Source organism: Saccharothrix isguenensis, from assembly GCF_052936305.1.
Genome location: NZ_CP193626.1, coordinates 6,799,480 through 6,823,157, shown reverse-complemented (window position 1 = coordinate 6,823,157; position 23,678 = coordinate 6,799,480). Strand labels below are relative to the sequence as shown.

25 protein-coding genes and 1 pseudogene are annotated in these 23,678 nt (G+C 72.5%); 18 read left to right on the top strand and 8 right to left on the bottom strand.

Annotated features, from left to right (window positions below; genetic code table 11):
- Nucleotides 1-18 precede the first annotated feature (18 nt).
- From ACRAKI_RS30645 to ACRAKI_RS30635, 3 genes are read left to right on the top strand one after another with little or no spacing between them, the layout of a single operon-like run.
- Nucleotides 19-798: an enoyl-CoA hydratase/isomerase family protein gene (locus ACRAKI_RS30645; protein WP_447003961.1), complete on the top strand. Its 780-nt coding sequence runs from the start codon at nt 19-21 to the stop codon at nt 796-798.
- Nucleotides 788-1,741 carry a class I SAM-dependent methyltransferase gene (locus ACRAKI_RS30640; protein WP_447003960.1) on the top strand — a complete coding sequence of 318 codons (954 nt, stop codon included), beginning with the start codon at nt 788-790 and terminating at the stop codon, nt 1,739-1,741. Before ACRAKI_RS30645 ends, ACRAKI_RS30640 begins: the two co-directional genes overlap by 11 nt.
- On the top strand, nt 1,741-2,907 hold the full coding sequence (locus ACRAKI_RS30635; protein WP_447003959.1) for a THUMP-like domain-containing protein: 1,167 nt from the start codon (nt 1,741-1,743) through the stop codon (nt 2,905-2,907). The genes ACRAKI_RS30640 and ACRAKI_RS30635 overlap by 1 nt, the downstream gene beginning before the upstream one ends.
- A gap of 24 nt (nt 2,908-2,931) precedes the next feature.
- Here the strand turns inward: ACRAKI_RS30635 and ACRAKI_RS30630 are convergent, their stop codons facing one another.
- Nucleotides 2,932-3,933: a nucleoside hydrolase gene (locus ACRAKI_RS30630; protein ID WP_447003958.1), complete on the bottom strand. Its 1,002-nt coding sequence runs from the start codon at nt 3,931-3,933 to the stop codon at nt 2,932-2,934.
- 17 nt (nt 3,934-3,950) lie between these two features.
- Between ACRAKI_RS30630 and ACRAKI_RS30625 the strand changes: the two genes are divergently transcribed.
- Complete coding sequence (locus tag ACRAKI_RS30625; protein WP_447003957.1) at nt 3,951-4,130, top strand: hypothetical protein; 180 nt, start codon at nt 3,951-3,953, stop codon at nt 4,128-4,130.
- Nucleotides 4,127-4,873, top strand: coding sequence for an acyltransferase (locus tag ACRAKI_RS30620; protein WP_447003956.1), 747 nt, complete (start codon nt 4,127-4,129; stop codon nt 4,871-4,873). The genes ACRAKI_RS30625 and ACRAKI_RS30620 overlap by 4 nt, the downstream gene beginning before the upstream one ends.
- Here ACRAKI_RS30620 and ACRAKI_RS30615 read toward each other — a convergent pair.
- On the bottom strand, nt 4,870-6,054 hold the full coding sequence (locus tag ACRAKI_RS30615) for an MFS transporter (RefSeq protein ID WP_447003955.1): 1,185 nt from the start codon (nt 6,052-6,054) through the stop codon (nt 4,870-4,872). The genes ACRAKI_RS30620 and ACRAKI_RS30615 overlap by 4 nt on opposite strands.
- 67 nt (nt 6,055-6,121) lie before the next feature.
- Between ACRAKI_RS30615 and ACRAKI_RS30610 the strand changes: the two genes are divergently transcribed.
- From ACRAKI_RS30610 to ACRAKI_RS30600, 3 genes and pseudogenes are all read left to right on the top strand, one after another.
- Nucleotides 6,122-7,102, top strand: a complete 981-nt coding sequence (locus ACRAKI_RS30610; protein WP_447003954.1) for an ArsR/SmtB family transcription factor — start codon at nt 6,122-6,124, stop codon at nt 7,100-7,102.
- Nucleotides 7,103-7,138: 36 nt separating this feature from the next.
- Nucleotides 7,139-7,415, top strand: a pseudogene (locus tag ACRAKI_RS30605) (hypothetical protein); the annotation flags it as partial.
- A gap of 136 nt (nt 7,416-7,551) precedes the next feature.
- Complete coding sequence (locus ACRAKI_RS30600) at nt 7,552-8,736, top strand: DUF222 domain-containing protein (protein WP_447003953.1); 1,185 nt, start codon at nt 7,552-7,554, stop codon at nt 8,734-8,736.
- Between the two features lie 54 nt (nt 8,737-8,790).
- On the opposite strand, the gene ACRAKI_RS30595 is transcribed toward ACRAKI_RS30600, so the two are convergent.
- A complete protein-coding gene (locus ACRAKI_RS30595) occupies nt 8,791-9,198 on the bottom strand; it encodes a winged helix-turn-helix transcriptional regulator (RefSeq protein WP_447003952.1) in 408 nt (135 codons plus the stop codon).
- Between the two features lie 66 nt (nt 9,199-9,264).
- Here ACRAKI_RS30595 and ACRAKI_RS30590 point away from each other — a divergent pair, with 66 nt between their 5' ends.
- Nucleotides 9,265-10,206 carry an NADP-dependent oxidoreductase gene (locus ACRAKI_RS30590; protein WP_447003951.1) on the top strand — a complete coding sequence of 314 codons (942 nt, stop codon included), beginning with the start codon at nt 9,265-9,267 and terminating at the stop codon, nt 10,204-10,206.
- A gap of 17 nt (nt 10,207-10,223) precedes the next feature.
- Here the strand turns inward: ACRAKI_RS30590 and ACRAKI_RS30585 are convergent, their stop codons facing one another.
- The gene (locus tag ACRAKI_RS30585; protein WP_447003950.1) at nt 10,224-11,474 is read right to left on the bottom strand and encodes a glycosyltransferase family 4 protein; all 1,251 of its coding nucleotides are present in this window, start codon (nt 11,472-11,474) and stop codon (nt 10,224-10,226) included.
- A 63-nt stretch (nt 11,475-11,537) separates the two neighbouring features.
- Here ACRAKI_RS30585 and ACRAKI_RS30580 point away from each other — a divergent pair, with 63 nt between their 5' ends.
- Nucleotides 11,538-11,759, top strand: coding sequence for a hypothetical protein (locus ACRAKI_RS30580; protein WP_447003949.1), 222 nt, complete (start codon nt 11,538-11,540; stop codon nt 11,757-11,759).
- Here the strand turns inward: ACRAKI_RS30580 and ACRAKI_RS30575 are convergent.
- Nucleotides 11,756-13,237 (bottom strand): 1,4-alpha-glucan branching protein domain-containing protein, encoded by a 1,482-nt coding sequence (locus ACRAKI_RS30575; protein WP_447003948.1) that lies wholly within the window; start codon nt 13,235-13,237, stop codon nt 11,756-11,758. The two genes, ACRAKI_RS30580 and ACRAKI_RS30575, sit on opposite strands and share 4 nt — an antisense overlap.
- On the bottom strand, nt 13,234-13,980 hold the full coding sequence (locus ACRAKI_RS30570) for a class I SAM-dependent methyltransferase (RefSeq protein WP_447003947.1): 747 nt from the start codon (nt 13,978-13,980) through the stop codon (nt 13,234-13,236). The genes ACRAKI_RS30575 and ACRAKI_RS30570 overlap by 4 nt, the downstream gene beginning before the upstream one ends.
- 314 nt (nt 13,981-14,294) lie before the next feature.
- On the opposite strand from ACRAKI_RS30570, the gene ACRAKI_RS30565 reads away from it, so the two are divergent.
- Together ACRAKI_RS30565 and ACRAKI_RS30560 are read left to right on the top strand one after the other, a co-directional pair.
- Nucleotides 14,295-15,491 carry a hypothetical protein gene (locus ACRAKI_RS30565; protein ID WP_447003946.1) on the top strand — a complete coding sequence of 399 codons (1,197 nt, stop codon included), beginning with the start codon at nt 14,295-14,297 and terminating at the stop codon, nt 15,489-15,491.
- A gap of 28 nt (nt 15,492-15,519) precedes the next feature.
- The gene (locus ACRAKI_RS30560; protein ID WP_447003945.1) at nt 15,520-15,945 is read left to right on the top strand and encodes a hypothetical protein; all 426 of its coding nucleotides are present in this window, start codon (nt 15,520-15,522) and stop codon (nt 15,943-15,945) included.
- 60 nt (nt 15,946-16,005) lie between these two features.
- On the opposite strand, the gene ACRAKI_RS30555 is transcribed toward ACRAKI_RS30560, so the two are convergent.
- Nucleotides 16,006-16,149 carry a hypothetical protein gene (locus tag ACRAKI_RS30555; RefSeq protein WP_447003944.1) on the bottom strand — a complete coding sequence of 48 codons (144 nt, stop codon included), beginning with the start codon at nt 16,147-16,149 and terminating at the stop codon, nt 16,006-16,008.
- A gap of 58 nt (nt 16,150-16,207) precedes the next feature.
- Complete coding sequence (locus ACRAKI_RS30550) at nt 16,208-17,050, bottom strand: DegV family protein (protein ID WP_447003943.1); 843 nt, start codon at nt 17,048-17,050, stop codon at nt 16,208-16,210.
- 279 nt (nt 17,051-17,329) lie between these two features.
- Between ACRAKI_RS30550 and ACRAKI_RS30545 the strand changes: the two genes are divergently transcribed.
- From ACRAKI_RS30545 to ACRAKI_RS30520, 6 genes are all read left to right on the top strand, one after another.
- Nucleotides 17,330-18,112, top strand: coding sequence for an electron transfer flavoprotein subunit beta/FixA family protein (locus ACRAKI_RS30545; RefSeq protein WP_447003942.1), 783 nt, complete (start codon nt 17,330-17,332; stop codon nt 18,110-18,112).
- A 14-nt stretch (nt 18,113-18,126) separates the two neighbouring features.
- Nucleotides 18,127-19,086: an electron transfer flavoprotein subunit alpha/FixB family protein gene (locus tag ACRAKI_RS30540; RefSeq protein ID WP_447003941.1), complete on the top strand. Its 960-nt coding sequence runs from the start codon at nt 18,127-18,129 to the stop codon at nt 19,084-19,086.
- 159 nt (nt 19,087-19,245) lie between these two features.
- Nucleotides 19,246-20,016, top strand: a complete 771-nt coding sequence (locus ACRAKI_RS30535; protein WP_447003940.1) for a GNAT family N-acetyltransferase — start codon at nt 19,246-19,248, stop codon at nt 20,014-20,016.
- Nucleotides 20,013-20,879, top strand: a complete 867-nt coding sequence (locus tag ACRAKI_RS30530) for a lysophospholipid acyltransferase family protein (RefSeq protein WP_447003939.1) — start codon at nt 20,013-20,015, stop codon at nt 20,877-20,879. Before ACRAKI_RS30535 ends, ACRAKI_RS30530 begins: the two co-directional genes overlap by 4 nt.
- Nucleotides 20,880-21,018: 139 nt before the next feature.
- Nucleotides 21,019-22,389: an MFS transporter gene (locus ACRAKI_RS30525; RefSeq protein WP_447003938.1), complete on the top strand. Its 1,371-nt coding sequence runs from the start codon at nt 21,019-21,021 to the stop codon at nt 22,387-22,389.
- Nucleotides 22,389-23,678 carry a cysteine desulfurase family protein gene (locus tag ACRAKI_RS30520; RefSeq protein ID WP_447003937.1) on the top strand — a complete coding sequence of 430 codons (1,290 nt, stop codon included), beginning with the start codon at nt 22,389-22,391 and terminating at the stop codon, nt 23,676-23,678. The genes ACRAKI_RS30525 and ACRAKI_RS30520 overlap by 1 nt, the downstream gene beginning before the upstream one ends.

Genomic DNA, 23,678 nt, shown 5'->3' with positions numbered 1-23,678 from the left:
GGAGGTCGAGGAGGACCTGTGGCTGAGTTCGTGAGGCTCGAAGTCGAGGACGGCATCGGCACCATCCGGCTGGACCGCCCGCCGATGAACGCCCTGAACAGGCAGGTCCAGGAGGAGATCCGGTCCGCCGCGCACGAGGCGGCCGACCGCGCCGACGTGTGGTCCGTGATCGTGTACGGCGGGCAGAAGGTGTTCGCGGCGGGCGCGGACATCAAGGAGATGGCCGACCTGTCGTACGCCGAGATGGCGTCCCGCGCGGGCTCGTTCACGTCGGCGTTGCGCGCGGTCGAGGAGATCCCGAAGCCGACCGTGGCCGCCATCACCGGGTACGCGCTGGGCGGCGGGTTCGAGCTGGCGCTGTGCGCGGACCGGCGGATCGCGGGCGACAACGCCAAGGTCGGTCAGCCGGAGATCCTGCTGGGCGTGATCCCGGGCATGGGCGGCACGCAGCGCCTGCCCCGGCTGATCGGCCCGTCCCGCGCGAAGGACCTGATCTACACCGGCCGGTTCGTGGGCGCCGAGGAGGCGTTGCGGATCGGGATGGTGGACGAGGTCGTGGCGCCGGACGACGTGTACGCCGCCGCGCGCCGGTGGGCCGGGCAGTTCGTCAACGGCCCGGTGCGCGCGTACGCCGCCGCCAAGGCCGCGATCGACGGCGGGCTGGACACCGACCTGGGCAACGGCCTCAAGCTGGAGAGCCAGTTGTTCGCGGCGATGTTCGCCACCGAGGACCAGAAGACAGGTATGGCGTCGTTCATCGAGAACGGCCCGGGGAAGGCGAAGTTCAGTGGCCGTTGATCCCAAGCCCCACCCGCACGCCACCGCCGAGGAGGTGCAGGCGGCGTACAAGGACCCCAAGCTCGCGAACGTGCTCTACCACGACTGGGAAGCCGACACGTACGACGAGAAGTGGTCCATCTCGTACGACGAGCGCTGCATCACCTACGCCACCGAGCGGTTCCGCGCGGTGGCGGGCGACGTCGGGCCGTACGAGCACGCGTTGGAGCTGGGCTGCGGCACGGGGTTCTTCCTGCTCAACCTGATGCAGGGCGACGTGATCCGGCGCGGCTCGGTGACGGACCTGTCGCCGGGCATGGTGCAGGTGGCGCTGCGCAACGCCGAGCAGCTGGAGCTGCCGGTCGACGGCCGGGTGGCCGACGCGGAGCGCATCCCGTACGACGACGACACGTTCGACCTGGTGGTGGGGCACGCGGTGCTGCACCACATCCCGGACGTGGCCGCCGCGATGCGCGAGGTGCTGCGGGTGCTCAAGCCGGGCGGGAAGTTCGTGTTCGCGGGCGACCCGACGAACGTGGGCAACTTCTACGCCCGCAAGCTCGGGCAGCTGACGTGGTGGCTGACCACGAACGTCACCAAGCTCGGTCCGCTGAACGACTGGCGTCGGCCGCAGGAGGAGCTGGACGAGTCGTCCCGCGCGGCGGCGCTCGAAGCGGTGGTGGACCTGCACACGTTCGACCCGTCGGACCTGGAGCGGACGGCGCGTTCGGCCGGTGCGGTCGGCGTGCGGGCGGTGACGGAGGAGCTGTCGGCGGCGCTGTTCGGCTGGCCGGTGCGCACGTTCGAGGCCGCCGTGCCGCGCGAGAAGCTGAGCTACGGCTGGGCGATGTTCGCCTACAAGACGTGGCAGCGGCTGGCCTGGGTGGACGAGAACGTGCTGTCCAAGGTCCTGCCGCGAGAGGTCTTCTACAACGTCTCCGTGACCGGGCGCAAGCCGGTCTAGTGGGGTACGCGTTCAGCCTCGACGACGTGGCGTACCTGCGTTCCGACGCCGGGCGCGCCGCGTTGTCGACGCTGGCCGACCTGCCGCTGACGCCCGCGTCCCGGCTGGACGACGTCACGCTCACGAAGCAGGTCGCGCCGACCCGCTTCGCGGCGGTGCTGGAGACGTTGTTGTTGCGCCGCAAGGCTTCGAAGGTCCGGTTCTCCGCCGAGGTCCCGTCCACGGCCGGGCTGTTCACCTCCGAAGCCCTCCAGCAGGCCACGCCGCACCAGGTGGCGGCGCACCGGGCGTGTCGGTTCAGCGGTCCGGCGCACGACGTGACGTGCTCGATCGGCGCGGACCTGGCGGCGTTGCCGGAGGGGTCGATCGGGTCGGACCTGGACCCGGTGCGGCTGGCGATGGCGCGGCACAACCTCGGTGACGCGGTACCGCTGGTGCGGGCGGACGCGCTGCGGCCGGTGTCCCGGGGCACGCCGGTGATCGCGGACCCGGCGCGGCGGGACGCGACCGGGCGGCGGACGTGGCACCCGGCGGACTTCGCGCCGCCGCTGGACGAGCTGGCGTCGGTCTACGCGGGGCGCGACCTGGCGGTGAAGTGCGCGCCGGGCGTCGACTTCGCGGTCGCGCCGTGGGCCGACGAGGTCGAGCTGGTGTCGTTGGACGGGCAGGTGCGCGAGGCGTGCCTGTGGACGCGCGGCCTGGCCACTCCCGGTGTGTCGCGGCGTGCGACCGTGCTGCGGTCCGACGGTCCGGAGTGGACGATCACCTCCGCCGACCCGGACGACTGCCCGGTGCGCGACCCCGACGAGTGGCTGGTCGACCCGGACGGCGCGGTGGTGCGGGCCGGGCTGGTGCGGCACTACGCGGCCCGGCACGGGTTGGCGCAGCTGGACGAGCGGATCGCCTACCTGACCGGGCCGACGCCGCCGCCGGGCGTGCGGGCGTTCCGGGTGGTGGAGCACGGGCACTACAGCGAGAAGGCGTTGCGGTCGGTGCTGCGGGCGCACGACGTGGGGCGGCTGGAGGTCCTGGTGCGCGGCCTCGACGTGGACCCGAACGCGCTGCGGCCGAGGCTGAAGCTGTCCGGGTCCGCCGAGGCGACCGTGGTGCTGACCAGGATCGGCCGCCGCCCGACCTACCTGCTCGCGCACGCCGAGCGCACCTAGCGCACCCGGACCGCCCAGCCCTCGCTAGCCCAGCCCTCCCGAACCGTCCAGCCCTCCCGGACCGCCTGCGCTGCCCGGACCACCGGACCCGCCCAGGCTGCCCAGCCGCTCGAAGAGGAACGCGCGCAGGCCGTCGAGGTCGGCGTCCGTGGCGATGTAGAGCGTCTTCGGCTTGTCCACCTCCAGCCGCTGGTCCACCACGAGCGCGCCCCGGCTCGGGCCGAACGAGCAGTCGACGTCCACCGGGAACGCGGTGCTCCCGAGGATCCCCGGCTGGACCGCCTCCGCCACCGCGATCGCGTCGTGCACCGCCATCCCGTCCCAGCCGAGGAACCGCCGGTACGTCTCCAGGTAGTCGGGGGTGAGGCCGACGAGCGTGGCGGCGGCGTCGGAGGTCCGCGCCAGGTCGGTCAACCACTGGGCGCTCACCGCGCACCGGCGGGTCAGGTCCATCGGGACGAGCGTGGTCGGTACGTCCTCCTCGACCAGCACCCGGCGCGCGGCTTCGGGGTCGCTCCAGACGTTGAACTCGGCGGTCGCCGTGACGTTCCCGCCCTGCACCCCGCCGCCCATGACGACGAGTCGACCGATCTTCGGCTTCAGGTGGGGGTGTGCGGCGAGCAGCAGCGCGATGTTGGTCAGCGGGCCGATGGGGACGATCGTGACGGGACGGTCGGCCTGTTCCAGCAGTTCTCGCATCAGGGTGACGGCGTCGCGGTGGTCCGGGCCACGGGTCGGCTCGGGGAGCGTGTGGGCGTAGCCGGAGAGGCCGTCGGAGCCGTGCGCGCTGGACAGGTGGGGGTGCGGGTGGATCAGCGGCCGGGACGCGCCGACGCCGACCGGCACGTCGTCACGGCCCAGGAGCGCCAGCAGCCGCAGGGCGTTGCGGGTGGTGTCGTCCAGGGAGACGTTGCCGAACACCGTGGTCACCCCGATCAGCTCGACCTCGGGGCTGGCGGCGGCGAGCGCGATGGCGAGGGCGTCGTCCACGCCGGGGTCGGTGTCGATGATCAGAGGAGTTGTCACGTGCCCATCCTGGTGGGGTGGTGTCGGTGCGGGCCGGCGAGGTCGGGTACGCGCGGGTGGAAGGCGCGGTCAGGTGGGCCGGGCCACGTCCGGTGGCGCTGGGCGTGGAGGTGGGCACCGAGCGCGCGCGGGCGCTCTACCTGCGGCACGGGTTCGTCGAGAGGGCGCCGGGGACGCTGGTTAGAGTGCCCGCGTGACGAGCATGTGGGGTGCCCCGGTGTGGACGAGGTGGCGCAGGTCGCGCCGTGACCCGGCGCAGGCCAGGTTCCTCACCCTGGCCTCCCTGCGCTGGGTGCTGAGGCACCGCGCGTACACGCCGTGGTACCTGGTGCGGTACTGGCGGCTGCTGCGGTTCCGGATCGCGAACCCGCACGTGGTGCTGCGCGGCATGGTGTTCCTGGGCAAGAACATCGACCTGCACTGCCGTCCCGGTTACGGGCGGCTGGAGATCGGCCGGTGGGTGCACATCGGCGACGGCAACGCCATCCGCTGCCACGAGGGGTCGTTGCGGATCGGCGACAAGGCCGTGTTCGGCAAGGACAACACGGTGAACTGCTACCTCGACGTGGAGATCGGCGCGGCCACCCTGATCGCCGACTGGGTGTACATCTGCGACTTCGACCACGTGACGGCCGACATCACCCTGCCGATCAAGGACCAGGGCATCGTGAAGTCGCCGGTGCGCATCGGGCCGGACTGCTGGCTGGGCACGAAGGTCACCGTCACGCGCGGCACGCGGATCGGGCGTGGGTGCGTGATCGGCGCGCACGCCGTGGTGCGGGGCGACGTGCCCGACTACAAGATCGCCGTGGGCCTCCCGGCGAAGGTCGTCAAGGACCGCCGCGCGGACTACGAGGCCGACGCCGCGCGCCGCGCCGCCGTGGCCGACATGGCCCGCAAGGCCCAGGAGGCCTTGGAGCAGTCCCGCAACGGCTCCTAGGCGCTGCTCCGGACGGGTCGGGCGGCCTGTCGCCTGCCCAGCGCCGAGAGGGTCAGGGTCGCGGTGACCGATCCGGCCGCCATCAGCGTCATCGCCGTGGCCGGGGACGTGAGCTGGGCCAGTGTGCCGGCGATGGCGACGCAGACGCCCTGCACGGCGGTCGTGCCGGTGACGTGCAGGCCGAGCGCCTGGCCCGTGAGGGCGTCGGGGGTGAGCGACATCAGGCGTTCCTGCAGGACCAGGCTCGCGGCGAAGCCGACGGAGGCGACGGTGACGGCCACGGCCGACAGCGCCACCCCCGGTTGCAGGACGAAGAACAGGTAGGGCACCGCCAGCACCAGGCGGAGCGGGGTCGCCAGCCGGGGGCGCACCGCGGGTGGCACCAGGCGGCCCACCGCCATGTCTCCCAGGAACATGCCCAGCGCCCCGCACGCGTACAGCGTGCCGGCGGCTTCGGGGGCGTAGGAGACGTAGAGCGAATCGCCGCCGATCACGAGGCCGTTGGGAACCCACAGGGCCAGGTACGTCAGGCGGCGCGGGCGTGAGGACCACAGCGTGGCGTTGGTGCGCCAGGTCGCCGAGACGGACGGGCGGCCGGCCGAACGCGGCGGGCGGGCTGTGAGACCCAGGCGGGTGAGCAGGGCCGACACCACGTACAGCGCCGCCGCGAGGAGCAGGCAGGTTCGCGGGGACAGCAGCGCCAGCATCGCGCCGCCCGTGGCGAAGCCGACCATCTGAGTCAGGCCCCAGAGCATGTTGTAGACCGATCGGCCCAGGACGTAGCCGTCCCTGGTCAGGATCTCGGTCAGCAGTCCCGCGCGCACTCCTCCGCCCAGCGAGGCGACCAGGCCCTGCAGGAGCAGGACGACGAAGACGGCCCACACCGGCAGGCCGGGCAGCGCGAGCACCGCCGTGCCGACCGCGAAGACGAGGGCGAGGCCGGACAGGATCGCGCGCGGTGGCAGCCGGTCGGCGCCCGACAGCAGCAACGCGCCGCCGAGCACCTGCGCCAGCTGCGGGCCGACCATGCTCACCGCCGCCAGGAGCGGGGAGCCGGTGGCCCGGAAGACCAGCGTGGCGAGGGCCAGGGCGCCGATCGTCTGGGCCGCGGCGAAAGCGGCGAAGGAGAGCAGGAACGGGGTGAACTCCGGGGCGCGGAACAGGGAGCGGTAACTGCGCATCCGCGGGATTCTCCGAGCGGCCCGGCCCCCTGTTTATTGTTTCGCCGACACGCGAAAGGTCGTGCGCATGGGCTCATGGCAGATCGGCACCGACACCCTCGCCCGCAGCCGGTTCGTGCTCTCGCCGTTCGCCGAGACCTTCGCGAGCCTGAGACTGCTCCACGCCGGGACCGGCGCCCATCCGGGCGAGGAGGCCTGGCTGCGCGCGCACCTGCCCGGCTACCGCGCGCACCTCGCGGCCGACCCGGTGGCCGGGCCGCTCGTGGAGGCGGCGATCGGCCCGTCCTGGATCGCCGACTTCTTCTGCCCGACCTCGTGCGAGGGCGAGAGCTTCGAGCAGACCGTGGACAGGGTGCGTGCGACCGGGGCGGAGCAGGCGCGGGACAACCTCCGCGTGTCCCTCCGCGGCCCGCTCCCCGCCGCCTTGGAGCGGGACGACCTGTCCGAGCGGGCGACCGCGCTGCTGACGTACGTCTGGCAGGCGACCGTGCGGCCGTACTGGGAACGCCGGCAGCGCGTGCTGCAGGCCGACGTGGTCGCGCGGACGGCCCACATGAGCCAGGGTGGCTGGGTGGCCGTGCTGAACTCGCTGAAGCCGGGGACGCGGTGGCTCGGGGAGAGCCGGTTCCAGGTGAACCGGACGGCCTACCCGCCGCGCGAGGTCGCCGCCGGGGCCGATCTGCTGTTCATGCCGGTGACGCCGAGGACCAGCTGGGTGTCGTGGGAGGGGCGGGAGCGGTATGCCGTCGTCTACCCGTGTCGCGGGGTGCTCGCCGAGGGACACGGACGACGGCCCGTCCCCGCCGGCCTCGGCGCGCTCATCGGGACCGCGCGGGCGGCGTTGCTGATGCTGCTCGGGACTCCCCTGAGCACGACGCAGCTGGTCGCCGTGACCGGGCAGCGGCTGGGGTCGGTGGGGCGGCACCTGCGGGTGCTGCTGGACGCGGGGCTGGTGGAGCGGCGGCGGGCCGGCCGGTCGGTGCTGTACGTGCGGACGGCGGCCGGGGTGACGCTCGTGGAGGCGTCGGGGGCGTTTCTAGATGGTTGATCCAAGGGGTGGACGTCTGGGGACGTGGAGCGAGGTGTCGACGCCCTGCTCGGCTTCACCTCCGAGGCCGCCCGCTGGTCGTGGCACGCCCACGCGACCCGGGCCACGTGTTCCGCTACATGCCCCGTCGACCCGGCTACAACAACCGCCTGCGCAACGTCGGGTTGACCGGCGCCAAAGCCGACGAACGCACCACCCTGCTCGACATCCTCGACACCGACCCCGCGTTGGCGGCCGAGCGTCCCGGCCGGATCCTGATCGCCGACTGTTCGAGCCACTGCGCCAGACCATCGATTCGATCAACCAGACCTTCAACAATCCAGTCGAGTGTTGGTGCGGTCGAATTCACGCGTCCGTGCGGGACGGTAACGGATCGTGGCATTATCGGCGATATCAGGTACCTGGTCGGGTGATGTTATGCGAATGCCTGTTCGACTATTGTTCCGGGTATGGTTTTTTCGCCGGTGTTGTTGACCGAGGACGACGTGTTCGCCGCCATCGCGGAGGTTGAAGCGTCCATTCGGGCATTGCACCGGCGGCGGTTGGAATTGCTCGCCGAGGTGGTGCGCTGCGGCTATGACCTGGATTCGTACCGGGCCTTGGTGCGGGCGAATCCGGCGGAGGTGAAGCAGTGGGTGGCGCAGGTGGGGTTGTTCCTGTCGTCGGTCGCGCCGACCGGGCAGTCGTTGCCGCCGCCGTGCCGGGTGGCGGGTGCGGCGTTGGCGGAAGGTGTGTTGTCGGAGGGGCATCTGCGGGAGTTGGCGCGGGCGGTCGGGACGCTGAAGCTGCCCGACTGGTCGGAGGAGGTCCTGGTCGAGGCGGCGCGATCGGTGGAGCCGAAGGTGGTCCGGCAGCTCGCCGACCGCATCCGCGACCGCGTCGAGCAGGACGCCGTGGACGAGCTGGACGAACCGGCGGCGGAGCCGGCGGATGTGCTGTACGTGCGGGGTCTGCCGGGTGGGCGGGTGGAGTTCTGGGGTGAGCTGTCGGCGGAGTCCGGGGCGCGGTTCACCGCGATGCTGGAGCCACTGGCCACGCCGCGTCCGGAGGGGCCGAAGGATCGGGCGCACCGGCTGGGTGAGGCGTTCGCGGATGTGGTCTCGTTGGCGTCGCGGTCGGGTGACCTGCCGTCGGAGGCCGGGGAGCGTCCGCACATCAGCGTGACGGTGGATGTCGAGGTGTTGCGGCGTCGGGTGGGGCACGCGGTGCTCGACGGCGACCACTACCTCAGTGCCGCTCAGGCGCGGCGGATCGCGTGCGACGCGAAAGTCATCCCTGTGGTGCTGGGCGGCGATTCGGAAGTGCTGGACCTGGGGCGGACGAAGCGGACGGTGAGTGTCGCGCAGCGCAAAGCACTGCACGCCCGCGACCGGGGATGCGCTTTTCCGGGGTGTTCACGGCCACCGAAGTGGTGCGACGCGCACCATGTGCGGCATTGGTCGGACGGTGGGGACACCGACCTCGGGAACCTCGTTCTGCTGTGCCGTACGCATCACACGCTGGTGCACCACTCACGATGGCGGATCACCATGACCGGCGGTATTCCGACGTTCATTCCGCCGCGACACGTCGACCCGGCCCAGAGGCCTCGACAGAACCTGCTCCACCGACCACCCCTGCCCATCGCGGCCTGACCAGCGACTTCGAGCCCGGTCCCGCTACGACCACCAGCCCCTGGAATCAATTACCTAGACCGGCCGCAGCTCCTCGCCCGCCTTCCGGTCGTACTCCTCCTGCGCCCGGCGGATGTCGTGGATATGGGTCTCCGACCACAGCCGGACCGCGTCCATCAGACCGCCCACGTCGGCGCCCAACGGGGTGAGGCTGTACTCGACCCGCGGCGGGACGCTCGGGTAGACGGCGCGGTGCACGAGCCCCGCCCGCTCCAGATCCCGCAGGGTCTGGGTGAGCATCTTCTGCGTGATGCCGTCGAGGCGGCGGCGGAGTTCGCCGAAGCGCAGAGTTCCGGGCCGCAGGGCGCCGATCACCAGGCACACCCACTTGTTGGTCAGCAGGTCGAGGACTGCTCGTGACGCGCAGTTGCGGAGGAACGCGTCCGCGCCGCCGTGGGCGCGCAGGTCAGGGACGGTATACACAAGGTACCTAAATACCATTTTGGTGCCTTCTTCACAATGGGTACCACTGCTGTGAAGCTCTTGACCATGACGAACGAGATGCGAGCGGTGACGGTCGAGGCCTTCGGCGAGCCCGAGGTCATGAGGGTCGGGGACGTCGCGCGGCCGGTGCCGGGACCGGACGAGATCCTGGTCGAGGTGCGCGCGGCGGGCGTGAACGCGGTCGACTGGAAGGTGCGGCGGGACGGCTACTGGCTGACCGCGCCGTGGGTGCCGGGCTGGGACGTCTCCGGCGTGGTGGTGTCGGTGCCGCCGGGGGAGAACCGGTTCGCGGTGGGCGACGAGGTGTTCGGGATGCCACACTTCCCGCGCCCGGCCGGCGCGTACGCCGAGTACGTCGCCGCGCCCGCGAGGCACTTCGCCCGCAAGCCCGCCACCGTCGACCACGTCCACGCGGCGGCCCTGCCGCTGGCCGCGCTGACCGCGTGGCAGGCCCTCACCGAGGCCGCGAAGGTCGAGCCGGGTGACCGCGTGCTCGTGCACGCCGCCGCCGGTGGTGTCGGGCACCTCGCCGTGCAGTTCGCCAAGACCCTCGGCGCCCACGTGATCGGCACCGCGCGTGCCGCGAAGCACGACCTGCTGCGCGACTTGGGCGCGGACGAGTCGGTCGACTACACGGCGCGGGACTTCGGCGAGCTGGCGGACGTCGACGTGGTGATCGACCTGGTCGGCGGTGACGACTACGTGGGCCGGTCGATGCGGGTGCTCAAGCCGGGCGGCGTGTACGTCGGGCTGACGAACCCCGGTCTGCTGCCCGAGCTCCGGGCGGCGGCGGAGGAGCTGGGCGTCCGCGCCACGACGACCTTCGTCGCCCCGGACCACGCCGTGCTGGAGCACGTGGCCGGGTTGGTGGAGCGCGGTGAGGTGAAGGTCCTCGTCGCCGAGACGTTCCCGCTCTCGGACGTCGTGAAGGCGCACGAGGTCGGCGAAGCCAACCGGACCACCGGCAAGATCGTGCTCACGCTCTGAGACCTGGGCGGGTCCGCTCAGAGGAACACGTTGCCGGTGGGGATCTTGGGCCGGCCGAACGGCGGGTGGTCGCGGACCCGGGCGGCCCGGTAGACGGCGGCGGTGTCGGCGGCGATCTTCGACCAGTCGAAGTCGGTCGCCAGGCGGGCTTTCGCGGCGCGGGCCCGGCGTTGGGCCGCCGGGCGGTCGTCCAGGACGGAGCGGACCGCCGTCGCCAGGCCGTCGACGTCACCGGGGGTGAACGACAGACCGGTGACGCCGTCCAGGACGACCTCGCCCAGACCTCCGGCGGTGGAGGCGACGAGGGGTGTGCCGGCGGCGGCGGCTTCCAGCGCCACGATGCCGAACGGCTCGTACTTGCTCGGCAGCACGACGGAATCCGCCGCTGCCAGCGTGGCCGCCAGCGCGCGGTCCGACAGGTGGCCGACGAAGTCCACCGCCCGCCGCACCTTGTGCTTGCGCGCCTGGTCCACCAGCCAGTCCCGGTTCGTCCCCGACCCGGCCACGACCAACCTGGTGCCCGGCCACGCCCGCCGGATCCTGGGCAGCGCGGCGAGCAGGTCCTGCAGGCCCTTCTCCCACTCCAGCCGCCCGAAGAACAGCAGCAGCGGCGCGCCACCCGGGCTGTGCGCGGCACGGGCGGCGGCCACGTCGGACGACCGCACCCGCCACCGCCGGGGCTCGATGCCGTTGTGCAGCACCGTGACCGACGACTGCTCCACCTCGAACAGGTGCGCCACCTCGGCCCGCATCGCCGACGAGCACGTGATCAGCGCGTCCGCCCGGTTCGCCAGCCACCACTCGACCGAGTGCACCTGCTGGTTCAACGTCTGCGACAGCCACCCGCTGTGCCGGCCGGCCTCGGTCGCGTGCACGGTCGCCACCAGCGGCGCGCCGCACGCGTCGGCCAGCGCGATGGCGGGATGCGTGACGAGCCAGTCGTGCGCGTGCACCACGTCCGGCCGCCAGCCGCGCAGCAACGCGAGCCCGGCACGCGTCATCGCGTGGCCCATGGCCAGCGTCCACGCCACCAGGTCCCGCTCGAACACCAGGTGCGTCGGGTCCTCGGCGACCCGGATCAGCCGCACCCCGTCGACCGCGGAGTCCGACGTCGGGTGCGTGACCGCGTCCGTCCCCGTCGGCTGCCGGCACAGCACGACCACGTCGTGGCCCTGCGCGGCCAGGTGCACGGCCAGCGCGTGCACGTGCCGGCCCAACCCGCCCACGACGACCGGCGGGTACTCCCAGGACAACATCAACACGCGCATGGGCCATCCTCGCATCTCCGAACCACCAGGCTGGGAACGACCGACAGGAACGGAGGTGCGGCCGTGCATCCTTGGCTCTGGGCGGTCCTGTTCTGCGCCGCGTTGCTGACGACCGGGTTGGTGGTGGACCGGAGGGCCCGCGGGAAGCGCGCCGGCCTCGAACGGCCGGCCGACACCACGGGTCGGTCGCGGGCGGACCCGCTGGTGCGGGCCCGGGTCGACAACCCGGGTGCGACCGGCGTCACGCACCGGATGCACGGTGACAGTCCCGGCGGCGTCAACTAAGCCAACCCCCGCGCGTCGAGGTGCCCGAACGGGCCGTCGACCCGGCGCAGTTCGGCCGCCCGGCGGTGCCCGCGCCCGACGCGGCGCAGGGCGACCAGTTCGCCGAACCGGTCCGCGTGCAGCTTGGCCCGGTACCGGGCGTAGTCGGCGGCCGAGTCCTTGGTGACCATGAACGCCCAGTCGCTCGACAGCGCCAGCAGCGCCTCGCGCACCGCCTGGTCGGCGACCGGGTCGCGGACCACACCCGAGAGGTCCAGCCCGAGCAGGTCCCGCTGCACGGCAGCGTTGCCGTCCACGATGTCGCCGACCTGCGGCCCGTTCCACACGTGCCAGTCCTTGCCCGTGCCCCAGGACGACGGCGGCAGCTCGACCGGCGCGCCCACGTGCCCGGCCTCGACCGCGCCGCGCAGCGTCGTCACCCGGACACCGGCCGAGGGCAGCAGCCGCAGCACCGCTTCCAGCCACGCCGGCCCTTCGTGCCACCAGTGCCCGTACAGCTCGGTGTCGTAGGCGGCGACGACCAGGGACGGCTTGCCGTGCCGCTCCTTCAACGCCCGCAGCCGCCGCACCACCGTGTCCACGAAGTCCGCCGCGTGCCGCTGGACGGCGTCCGCCGCCAGGTCCGGGTCGTACGGCCGCTTGTCCTCCGGCGCCACGTTCTTCCCCGTCACCCGGGAGGGCTTGAGCCCGCTGGGGTGGTCGTAGGTGTGGAAGTCCCGGTACGACGGGTCGCCTGGGTAGCCGACCTTCGGCGACCACACCCGGTACGACACCTCCAGGTCACGGCCGAAGCACACCACGTCCGACGTGCCGACCGGCCGTCCGGCGGCCGTGTCCCCGTGCAGCGCCGGGCCGTCCACGAGGAACCGCCGCACACCGGCCCCCGCGTAGTCGTCCTCGAGACCTGGCGCGTAAGCGCATTCCGGCGCCCAGATGCCCTCGGGCGTCGACCCGATCCGGTGCGCCGTGTCCGCGAGCCCGGTCCGCAACGAGAACTCCCGCAGCCGGGGGTCGAGCAGCGGCTGGAACGGGTGCGCGGCCGGTCCGCCCAGCAGCTCGACCACCCGCGAGTCCACCAGGCGGCGCAGCAGCGGCGAGAAGCCGTGCCGCCACCGCGTCTCGAACCGCTCCAGGGCCCACGCCGACGAACGGTGCTCGCGCGCGGCGAGGTCCGGCAGCCGGGACGACGCGCTGTGCGCCCGCAGCTGCCAGTTCCCGAGCCAGTCGTGCACGCCCCGCAACGTGTACGGGTCGTCCAGCTGCGCGGCGAGGATCGGCGTGACGCCCAGCGTGAGCACGTCCTCGCGGCCCTCGGCGGCGAACCGCTCCAGCAGGTCCACCACCGGCAGGTACGAGTGCGCCCACGCCTGGTAGAGCCACTCCTCGCCGACCGGCCAGGCGCCGTGGTGCGCCAGCCACGGCAGGTGGCTGTGCAGCACCAGGCAGAACGTCCCCTCGTGCGTCCCCTCGTGCGTCACGGGCGCACCGCCACGGCGACCAGGTCAAGGCTGGCGTCCAAGTCGTCGGTGACGATCTCGAAGTCGTCGCTGCGCACCGACGCCACCGCGCCCAGCAGGTCGGCGGGCCACTCGCCGCCGCCCACCACCACGGCCACCTGCGCGTCGATGATCGACCCGCCGAACCGCTCGTCCAGCCGGCGCAGGGCCGGGCCGTGCCGCAGCCCTGCCAGCACCTCCACCCGCAGCCCGGCGTCGACCAGCAGCCCGGCCAGCTCGGCGGGCGCCAGCTCACGGGTGTGGAACGGGTTGAGCGGGGTGTCGCGGCCGGGGGAGAACGTGATCCGGTTCGGCGTGGTGACCAGCAGCCGCCCGCCGGGCCGCAGCACCCGCGCGCACTCGGCCAGGAAGCCCTCCTGGTCCCACAGGTGCTCGATGACCTGGAGGTTCGCCACCACGTCCACGCTCGCGTCCCGCAGCGGCAGCGACGCCAGGTTCCCGCGCAGCACGGTCAGCTCCGGGTACGCGCGGCCGACGTGCGCGGCGGTGGTCTCGTCGTAGTCGAGGGCGATGACCCGCTCGGCGTGCTGCGCGATCAACGCGGCGCCGTAGCCCTCACCGCAGCCGGCCTCCAGCACGACCGCGCCGGTGCAGTGCCGGACCAGGTCCAGGTACGCCGCTTCGTGCCGGCGGAACCAGTAGTTCTCGGCGGCGATACCGGGGACGGTGCGCTCACCGGTGAGGGGCAGCGGCTCGACGGTCACCCGTCCAGCCTAGTTCCCCGTTACTCGCGGGTAGGCATCGCCCGCCACCTGAGGCGTCACTGTTTCGTGTGAACTTATCGATTCCTGATCACGGGAAGTTATCGCGGTACGCATTCTTTTTCGGCTGGTCGCATTGTCGGAAATAACACTATCGGGTGACGTCGGGCGGTCGTGAGTCGATCTTCCCCATACGTGTTTTCCCTGCCAACGGCACGCGTGGACGGCATTGTGCGTGGGTAGTCGAGGGTGGTCATGGGCCGCTCGGGTGCCTTACGCTCGGCACCTCGGCCAATCTTCAGACGAGTGGGGCCGCCATGGGTGCGAAAGAGCCGGAGATTGTTCCGCTGCACACGGGTTTCGACGTGGTCTACCGAGGTTTCCACCGGGGTCAGGTGATCGAACACCTGGAGCACCTGGAAGAACAGCTCAAGTACACCGGCCTCGACCGCGCCGAGGCGCTGGCCCAGGCGGCGGACCTGCGCAAGCTGCTGGAGATGACCAGGCGCGACCTGGAGGAGGCCCGGGTCCGGATCGAGCGGCTGGAGATGTCGCCCAGCACGACCACGGGCGCCGGCGAGCGCATGCACCGGATGCTCGTGATGGCCGAGGAGGAGTCGAACGAGCTGCGCCTGCGCGCCGAACGCGACGTCGCGGCCCTGCGCGAGCGCACCGAGGCGGAGATGGCCGAGTACCGGCGCGGCGTGGAGGACGAGCTGGCCGAGCGGTGCGCCGAGGCCGACGCCCACGCCCGCGAGCAGCGCGAAGCCGCCAACCACCGGGCCGCCGAGCTGGATCAGCGCGAGGTCGACCTGGAACGCCGTCAGTCGGAGGTCGAGGCGCACCTGAAAGCCCGCGCCGAGCAGGTGGAAGCCGAGTGCGCCGCCGTCGTGGCGAAGGCCGAGGAGGACGGCGAGCGACTGGCGCGTGAGGCCGCCGAGCGGTGCGCCGAGCTGGAGGCCGCGTCCAACGACAAGCGGACCAAGGCGCAGAACTTCTTCGAGCTGACCATGGCCAGGCGGCGGCACGAGGCGGAGCGGCACTTCGCGGAGCAGGAGCAGCTGGCCAAGGCGCGGGCCGCGTTCCTGATCAAGCTGGCCGCGCGTGAGGCGGCGCGGCGCACGGCCGAGATCCAGCGGCAGGAGGACGAGCTCCGCGAGCTGCGCCAGGCGGTGGCCGCGCAGGTCGCCGCGGCCCGGATCGCGCTGGACGAGGCGGCGGACCGGGTGCCGAACCTGATCCCCGAGCAGACGACCGTGGCAGAGGTGAGTGCCGGGGAGAGGGGTGCGGGGCAGGTGGCTCCGGCTCAGGTGAGTGGGGCGCGAGCGGACGCGGCCCAGGTGAGCGCGGCGCCGCGGGGTCCGGTCCGGACGAGTTCGGCGCAGGCGGACGCCGCGCGGGTGAGCGCGGCCCCAGCGGGTCCGGAGCAGGCGGGTCTTGAGCAGGCGGGTTCTGTGCGGGTGGGTCCGGATTCGGAGCAGACGGGCAACGACGGGCAGCGCGTCGGTGCCTGACGCGTCGGTGCTTGATGGGAGTGCGGTGATGGCCGGCGTGGTGTTCGTGATCGGGTTGTGCGCCTTGGCGTTCGTGGTGGGCTGCCTGCTGACGGCGGTCGCGCTCAAGCGCGACCGCGGCCGTGGGCAGCCGCCCCGACCCGCGCCCGCACCGCCGCCGGCCGACCCGTACCGGCCGATGGTGGACGTGCGGCGGCTGCCGGAGGACTACGCGACCAAGCCGATCCACCGCAACCCGGTGATGGGCATCCCGACGGCGCTGCCGCCCTCGGAGCCGGCACGCCCGACGCTGTCCCTCGTGCCGGACCCGGAACCCGACCCGGAGCCGGAGGAACCCGTGCGGCAGGGCGAGGTGCGCCACATGCACGTGGTCCGGGACCTGCCGCGACCGGCGGCGGACGTGCCGGAGCCCGCGGGAGGCGACGAACCCGCCCGCCGCGAGTCGAACCTCTAGCGCCCGGAGCCTCCGGCGCTGCACCCTCCAGCGCCCGGACCCGGGGGTGTCAGTCGGGCCTCAGCGCTTGCGGAACTTGCGCAGCAGCTGCTGGGCCTTGGCCCTGTTGCGCGGGTCGCTGGCCGCGTGCCTCACCTGGTCGGTGATGCGGCGGCCCTTCGGACTGCGGGCGAACGCGGCGATCTTGCTGAACAGAGAAGCCATGTGCACCTCCTTCCCCGCCAGGGCAACGCCCAAACCCGTTTCGGAGTTCCTGAGCTGGCTAAACGGGTGACACGGTGACGCCGAGCGCCCCCGGGCCGACGTGCGCGCCGATCGCCGAGCTGACTTGCGTGAGCAGGAACCGCCGCACGTTGGGCAGCTTCGCGCGCAGCTGGTCGAGCACCTTCCCGGCGCGTTCGGCCGCGTCGAAGTGCTCGACCGCGATGTCCACCGCCTCCCGGCCCGCGCGCTCGACCGCGATCTCGATCAGCTTGCGCATCGCCCGTTCGCCGCCGACCACCTTGTCCAGCGGCGTGATCTGCCCGTCGACCACGGTCAGCAGCGGCTTCATCGACAGCGCCGAGCCGAGCACGGAGGACGCCCGGCCGATCCGCCCGCTGCGCCGCAGGTAGTCGAGCGTCTCCACGTAGAGCAGCTCGCTGCTGGTGCGGAGGGTGTGCTGGGCGGCGGTCAGCACCCGGTTCACGTCGGCGCCCGCGGCGGCCGCGGTGGCGGCGGCGACCACGGCGTACCCGAGGCTCATGCCGCACGTCTGGGTGTCCACCACGTGCACCGGCACGCGCACCTGCGCGGTGGCCTGGCGCGCGGCCTCGACGGTCTGGGACAGGCCGGTCGAGATGTGCAGGGACACGATCGCGTCCACGCCCGAAGCGGCGGCGTCGGAGTACGCCCAGAAGAACGCGCCCGGGTCGGGCGGCGCGGTGGCGACGTCCACCTGCCCGCGCAGGGCTTCCACGAGCTTGGGCACGGGCACGCGGACCTCGTCGTCGAAGAGGTCCCCGATGCGCACCTGGAGTTGCGCGACCGTCACCGCGAGTTCCTCCGCCAACTGCTGCGGCAGGCACGCGGAGGAGTCCGTGACAATCGCTACTCGCCGGAACATGCGTTCGAACCTAGCCGAGCAGGAGGAGGGCCGATGACGCCGCCGTCGAGATGGGCGACGTCGTCCGAATTGCCTCTTGCGCCTCAGTGAGCATCATCACGCGCCGTGGGTGCTTGCATCTGTTTGCACCCCTGCTACTCGTGGGTAACATCGGGGTGGCCGACACCACCATGCCAACGCGGTGATGACATGGCAGGGTCACGAACAATCCGGCGACCGCAGGCAACTACCGTCGCCAACCCGCGTCGCCGCCCGTCCGCAGGAGGTCGAAGAGGACCCATGAACATTGTCGTCCTGGTCAAGCAGGTGCCCGACACCTGGTCCGAGCGCAAGCTCGCCGACGCCGACCACACCCTCGACCGCGACTCCGCGGACGCCGTGCTCGACGAGATCAACGAGCGCGCCGTGGAAGAGGCGCTGCTGCTCCAGGAGGCGCACGGCGGCGAGGTGACCGTCGTCGCGATGGGTCCCGATCGCGCGACCGACGCGATCCGCAAGGCGCTCTCGATGGGGGCGAACAAGGCGGTCCACGTCTCCGACGAGGCCCTTCACGGCTCCGACGTGCTCAGCACCGCCAAGGTGCTCGCCAAGGCCATCGGCACGCTCGACGGCTTCGACCTCGTCATCGCGGGCAACGAGGCCACCGACGGCCGCGCGGGCGCGATCCCGGCGATCCTGGCCGAGCTGCTGGGCGTGCCGCAGGTGACGCAGGTCCGCAAGGTCACCGTCGAGGGCTCCACCATCAAGGCCGAGCGGGAGACCGACGAAGGCGTCTCGCACCTCGAAGCGAGCCTGCCCGTCGTGGTCAGCGTGACCGAGAAGATCAACGAGCCCCGGTACCCGTCGTTCAAGGGCATCATGGCGGCCAAGAAGAAGCCGGTCACCACGCTCACGGTCGCCGACCTGGGGCTGGACGCGGGCGAGGTCGGTCTCGGCGCCGCCTGGTCGCAGGTGCTGGAGGCGGCCCCGAAGCCGCCGCGCAGCGCCGGTCAGCGTGTCGAGGACTCGGGTGACGGCGGTTCGAAGATCGCCGCCTACCTGGTCGACCAGAAGCTCATCTGAAGGCGAGGAATCGAATGTCTGAAGTCCTGGTCCTCGTCGACCACGTCGACGGCGAGGTCAAGAAGGTCACCTTTGAGCTTCTATCCGCCGCGCGCCGTCTCGGCGAGCCGGCCGCGGTGGTCGTGGGGTCGCCCGGCACCGCGGGCAAGGTGAGGGAGTCGCTGGGCCGTTACGGCGCGGCGAAGGTGTACGCGGTGGAGTCCGAGGACGCGGCCAACCACCTGGTCACGCCGAAGGTCGACGCGCTCGCCGCGGTCGCGGCCACCGCGTCGCCTGCGGCCGTGCTGGTGGCGGCGACGCTGGAGGGCAAGGAGGTCGCCGGCCGGTTGGCCGTGCGCCTCGGCTCCGGTCTCCTCTACGACGCCGTCGACCTGGACGGCGAGGGCGTCGCCACGCAGTCCATCTTCGGTGGCGCGTACGTGGTGAAGTCCAAGGTCACCAACGGTGTGCCGGTCATCGCCCTGCGGCCCGGCGGCGTGGAGGCCACCGAGTCCCCGGTCGACGCGGTCGAGCAGGCCGTCGAGGCGCCGGCCGCCAACCCGGCGCTGGTCACCAGGGTGACCGGTCGTGAGCCGGTCGTCGGCGGCGACCGCCCCGAGCTGACCGAGGCGTCGGTCGTCGTGTCCGGTGGTCGTGGCGTGGGCAGCGCGGAGAGCTTCGAGGTCGTCGAGAAGCTGGCCGACAGCCTCGGCGCGGCCGTGGGCGCGTCCCGTGCCGCCGTGGACTCCGGTTACTACCCGCACCAGTTCCAGGTCGGCCAGACCGGCAAGACGGTCTCGCCGCAGCTGTACATCGCGCTGGGCATCTCCGGCGCGATCCAGCACCGGGCGGGCATGCAGACGTCCAAGACCATCGTCGCCATCAACAAGGACCCGGAGGCGCCGATCTTCGAGATCGCCGACTTCGGTGTCGTGGGCGACCTGTTCGCGGTCGCGCCGCAGCTCACCGACGAGGTAGGCAAGCGCAAGGGCTGACCTGCGCGTTCGTCCGACAGGACCCCCACGGGGGCCGCGCCACTCCGGTGGCGCGGCCCCCGTGCCGTTCGCGGGCTCACCGGCGCTTAACCGACCTGCCATTGAGGCGTCATCGGAACGGCCTGCTCCCGGTCGCCAACCGGTCGGTAGACCAGACCCATGACGCAGCCGCAACTGCTTGTCAGCACCGGTGACGCCGCTTCCGACGCGCCGCGCTACTCCCTGTTGGTCGCGCGCGACAGCGACGAGGTCGTGGCCGCGCAGCGGCTGCGGCACCAGGTGTTCGCCGCCGAGATGGGCGCCGTGCTGCACACGCCCGTACCCGGGCACGACGTCGACTACTTCGACCAGTTCTGCGACCACCTCGTGGTGCGGGACGACCGGACCGGCGACATCGTCGGCACGTACCGGATGCTGCCGCCGGAGCGGGCCGCCGAGGCCGGGCGGCTGTACTCGGACGGCGAGTTCGACCTGTCCGCGCTGGACCCCCTGCGACCGTCCCTGGTGGAGACGGGGCGGTCGTGCGTGCACCCGGACCACCGCAACGGCGCCGTGGTGTCGCTGGTGTGGGCCGGCATCGCCCGGTACATGCTCCTGTCCGGGCACTCGTGGCTGATCGGCTGCGCGTCCGTGCCGCTGCACGACGGCGGGTCCTTCGCGGCGGGCGTGTGGGACGTCGTGGCGGCCAAGCACCACGCGCCCGAGGAGTACCGGGTGACGCCGTTGCAGCCCTGGGACGTCGACTCGGTCGCGCGGCCGGACAAGACCGTCCTCCCGCCGCTGCTCAAGGGCTACCTGCGGCTGGGCGCGTGGGTGTGCGGGCGGCCGGCCCTGGACGCCGACTTCGGCGTGGTCGACCTGCCGGTGCTGCTGGGGATGGAGCGGGTGGACCAGCGCTACCTGAAGTTCTTCCTCGGGGAGACGGGGTGAACGCGAAGCACGCGTGGATGCCGGTCTCGCCTTGCGGTGACGGGTGCGTGGACCACTCGACGGCGTCCGTCGGGTCGGCCCGCGCGGTGCTGCGTGCGGTGCTGGCGGCGACGGTGATGCTGTGCGGCGCGCTCGTGGTGATCGCCGTGCTGTGCGTCCGCGGGCACGCCCGGACGGTGTTGCTGCGACGGTGGTTCCGGGCGCTGCTCGGGGCGTTCGGCGTGCGGCTGCGGGTGATCGGGCCGGTGTTCCAGGACAACCCGGGACGCGGTGTGCTGGTCGTGTCCAACCACGTGTCCTGGTTGGACGAGCTGGCGATCGACGCGGTGCAGCCGATCCGACTGGTGGCCAAGCGGGACATCCGGGACTGGCCGGTGCTCGGCCGGCTGATCACCGCGGCCCGCACGGTGTACCTCGACCGCGAGCGGCTGTCGCTGCTGCCGGCGACGGTGGCCGAGCTGGCCGCGGCGCTGCGGGACGGCGCGGCGGTCGGCATCCACGCCGAGGGGACGACGTGGTGCGGCGTGGCCTCCGGCCGCTACCGGCCCGCGCTGTTCCAGGCCGCTTTGGACGCCGGTGTGCCGGTGCGGCCCGTGGTGCTGCGGTACCTCCAGGACTCGGCGCCGTCCACCCGGCCGGCGTTCGTCGGGTCCGACTCGCTGGTCGACTCGATGCGACGGGTGCTGCGCTCACGCGGGCTCGTGGTGGAGGTGCACGTGCTGGACGAGGTCGCCCCCGGCCGTGCGGCGACTCGACGGGAACTCGCGGCGCTCGTCCAGCAGGAGGCCGAACGGGTCTTGACGGGGTCGTTCGAGCTGCCCGGACAGCGGGTGCACGCCCCCACGTCGGCCGGCGTGGCCTGAGGTTCCGCTCGAACTCCGCCGCCGTCCACGGAGCGACGACCGCGGGGCGGGCACTGGCCTGAGGCTCGGGGAGGGGGCTGAGTCGGACTGCGTCATATGGCCTTGACCTCCACCCCGGTGGAGGTTGAACCATTGAGCCGTGACGACGACAGCCGAGACGCCCGGCAAGAGCAACCTGTGGACGCCCGAACGGCGGGGCCCGACGGTCGGCATCATCCTGCTCGTCACGCTGCTCGCTTTCGAGAACATGGGCGTCAGCACCGCCATGCCGCGGATGGTCGCGGACCTGGACGGCAACGAGATGTACGCGTGGCCGTTCCTGGCCTTCCTGGCCGCCGGCGTGGTCGCCACCGTGCTGTCCGGTCGGCTGAGCGACCTGCGCGGGCCGAGACCGTCGCTCCTCATCGGACCCGCGCTGTTCCTGGTCGGCCTGATCGTCGCGGGGTTCGCGCAGGACATGACCCAGCTGCTCCTGGGCCGGGTGCTCCAGGGCATCGGCGGCGGGGCGCAGGTGGTCGCCGTCTACGTGCTGATCGGGCTCGTCTACCGGGAACGGGACCGGCCGGCGGTGTTCGGCCTGCTCGCCTCCGCCTGGGTGGTGCCGTCGCTGGTCGGGCCGGCGGTGTCCGGGTGGCTGACCGAGGTGGTCAGCTGGCGGTGGGTGTTCCTCGGGCTGGCGCCGTTCGTGCTGGTCGGGGTCCTGCTGCTGGTGCCCGTGCTGCGGAACCTGCCGCCGCACACCCCCGACCGGAACACCCGGCGCGGGCTGCCGCCGGCCGCGCTCGGCGCCGGGTTCGGCGTCGCGGCCCTGAGCTGGGCGGCCCAGCACCCGCGCGGCGTCAACCTGGTGATCGGGGCGGCGGGGTTGGCCGCGCTGGTCCCCGCACTGCGCGTGCTGCTGCCCAAGGGCACGCTCACCGCCCGTCACGGCCTGCCGGTGACGATCCTGGCCCGCGCGCTGCTGGCCGGCTCGTTCTTCGCCGCCGAGGCGTTCATCCCGCTGACGCTGACCGCCGTGCACGGCTACTCGGCCATCGCCGCCGGCATCCCGCTGACGCTGAGCGCGCTCGGCTGGTCCGGCGCCGCCTGGTGGCAGTCCCGCCGGCCGGACATCCCGCGCGAGAAGCTGGTCCGGTGGGGGTTCGTGCTGAACGCGGTGGGGATCTCCGGCGTGACGCTCATCGCACCTTCGTGGGGTCCGGCCTGGGCCACGCCGATCCTGTGGGCGGTCGCCGGCGCCGGGATGGGGATGGCCATGGCCAGCCTGAGCGTGCTCACGCTCGGCGCGTCGTCCGAGGTCGACCGGGGGTTCAACTCGTCGGCCCTCCAGATCAGCGACATGCTGGGCTCCGCGCTGCTGGTCGGGCTGGGTGGTGTGCTGATCGCGTCTGTCGCCTCGGCCGCCGCCCCCACGGCCGCCGTGCTGCCGTTCGACCTGTTGATGGCGGGCGTCTCGGTGCTCGGTGCGGTGCTCGCGGGACGGCTGCGCCGGGCTACCCTGGAAGACTGATGGCCTACTTCGACCACGCCGCCACGACCCCCATGATCCCCGAGGCGATCGAGGCGATGACCCGGGCGTTGTCCACCACGGGCAACGCCTCCTCGTTGCACACCTCGGGGCGGCGGGCGCGACGTGCGGTCGAGGAGGCCCGGGAGGACATCGCGGACGCCCTGGGCGCGCGCCCTTCCGAGGTCATCTTCACCAGCGGCGGCACGGAGAGCGACAACCTCGCGGTCAAGGGCATCTACTGGTCGCGGCGCACGTCCCGGCGGCGTCGCGTGGTGGCGTCCTCGGTGGAGCACCACGCCGTGCTGGACGCGGTGCAGTGGCTGGTCGAGCACGAGGGCGCCGAGGTCACGTGGCTGGAGCCGGACGGGCTAGGCCGGATCAGGCCCGAGGCGCTGGCCGACGCGCTGGACGACGACGTCGCCCTGGTCACCACGATGTGGGCGAACAACGAGGTGGGCACGGTCAACCCGGTGCGCGAGCTGGCCGCGTTGGCCGCCGCGCGCGCGGTCCCGTTCCACACCGACGCGGTGCAGGCCATCGGCGCGCTGCCGGTCGACTTCACCGGGTCGGGCGCGTCGGCGTTGACGCTCACCGGGCACAAGGTCGGCGGGCCGTACGGGGTCGGTGCGCTGATCCTCGGCCGTGACGTGGCGACGACGCCGTTGCAGCACGGTGGCGGGCAGGAGCGGGACGTGCGGTCCGGCACGCTGGACGTGCCGTCGATCGTCGGCCTGGCGGCGGCGGTGCGGCACGCGGTGGAGCACCAGCCGGCGGAGGCCGCCTCGATCGCGGCGCTGCGGGACGAGCTGGTGGAGTCCGTGCGGCGGGTCGTGCCGGACGTCGCGGTGAACGGCGACCCGGTGCACCGGTTGCCCGGCAACGCGCACCTGACGTTCCCCGGCTGCGAGGGTGACAGCCTGCTGATGCTGTTGGACGCCAAGGGCGTCGAGTGCTCGACCGGCTCGGCGTGCACGGCGGGTGTGGCGCAGCCCAGCCACGTGCTGCTGGCGATGGGTGTCGACCCGGTGCTGGCGCGCGGTTCGCTGCGCTTCACGCTCGGCCACACGTCGACGGCGGCCGAGGTGCGCCGGTTGGCCGAGGTGATCGGGCCGGTGGTGGAGCGGGCTCGGAGTGCGGGCATCGCGGGGTTGAAGAGGCTTTCCGTCGGCCGAGCCGACAATCAGACGACTGCCGGCCGAGCCGACAATCAGACGACTGCCGGCCGCGCCGACAACCAGACGACTGCCGCGGCCGGCCGGGTCGGCGGTCAGACGACAGCGGAGGTGTGA

Coding starts and splice junctions, on each gene's coding strand:
- ACRAKI_RS30535 (WP_447003940.1), top strand. CDS start 19,246: ATGACGCAGCCGCAACTGCTTGTCAGCACCGGTGACGCCGCTTCCGAC.
- ACRAKI_RS30550 (WP_447003943.1), bottom strand. CDS start 17,050: ATGTTCCGGCGAGTAGCGATTGTCACGGACTCCTCCGCGTGCCTGCCG.
- ACRAKI_RS30610 (WP_447003954.1), top strand. CDS start 6,122: ATGGGCTCATGGCAGATCGGCACCGACACCCTCGCCCGCAGCCGGTTC.
- ACRAKI_RS30565 (WP_447003946.1), top strand. CDS start 14,295: ATGGGTGCGAAAGAGCCGGAGATTGTTCCGCTGCACACGGGTTTCGAC.
- ACRAKI_RS30560 (WP_447003945.1), top strand. CDS start 15,520: ATGGCCGGCGTGGTGTTCGTGATCGGGTTGTGCGCCTTGGCGTTCGTG.
- ACRAKI_RS30585 (WP_447003950.1), bottom strand. CDS start 11,474: ATGCGCGTGTTGATGTTGTCCTGGGAGTACCCGCCGGTCGTCGTGGGC.
- ACRAKI_RS30600 (WP_447003953.1), top strand. CDS start 7,552: ATGGTTTTTTCGCCGGTGTTGTTGACCGAGGACGACGTGTTCGCCGCC.
- ACRAKI_RS30520 (WP_447003937.1), top strand. CDS start 22,389: ATGGCCTACTTCGACCACGCCGCCACGACCCCCATGATCCCCGAGGCG.
- ACRAKI_RS30615 (WP_447003955.1), bottom strand. CDS start 6,054: ATGCGCAGTTACCGCTCCCTGTTCCGCGCCCCGGAGTTCACCCCGTTC.
- ACRAKI_RS30545 (WP_447003942.1), top strand. CDS start 17,330: ATGAACATTGTCGTCCTGGTCAAGCAGGTGCCCGACACCTGGTCCGAG.
- ACRAKI_RS30555 (WP_447003944.1), bottom strand. CDS start 16,149: ATGGCTTCTCTGTTCAGCAAGATCGCCGCGTTCGCCCGCAGTCCGAAG.
- ACRAKI_RS30590 (WP_447003951.1), top strand. CDS start 9,265: ATGACGAACGAGATGCGAGCGGTGACGGTCGAGGCCTTCGGCGAGCCC.
- ACRAKI_RS30540 (WP_447003941.1), top strand. CDS start 18,127: ATGTCTGAAGTCCTGGTCCTCGTCGACCACGTCGACGGCGAGGTCAAG.